This is a genomic window from Nitratidesulfovibrio sp. 1201_IL3209, assembly GCF_036763125.1.
In the GTDB taxonomy this organism is placed as follows: domain Bacteria; phylum Desulfobacterota; class Desulfovibrionia; order Desulfovibrionales; family Desulfovibrionaceae; genus Cupidesulfovibrio.
The window spans coordinates 1-255 of sequence record NZ_JBAIYT010000118.1 but is presented as its reverse complement, the minus strand read 5'-3'; the positions used below and the strand labels follow the sequence as shown (position 1 = coordinate 255).

The 255-nt window shown below is 53.7% G+C and carries 1 rRNA gene; it reads right to left on the bottom strand.

The features are described from left to right. A 23S ribosomal RNA gene (locus V6B97_RS17320) occupies nt 1-255 on the bottom strand; the annotation flags it as partial.

Sequence of the window (255 nt, the reverse complement as noted above, 5' to 3'; positions counted from 1 at the left end):
CCTCTCCTCTTAACCTTCCGGCACCGGGCAGGCGTCAGTCCCTATACGTCGTCTTGCGACTTAGCAGAGACCTATGTTTTTAGTAAACAGTCGCCACCCTCATTTCTCTGCGGCTCCTCAGGGCTTAGAGAGAGAATCCTTCACCCTAAAGAGCACCCCTTCTTCCGAAGTTACGGGGTTATTTTGCCGAGTTCCTTGGCCAGAGTTCTCTCGAGCGCCTTGGGTTATTCACCCCACCCACCTGTGTTGGTTTCC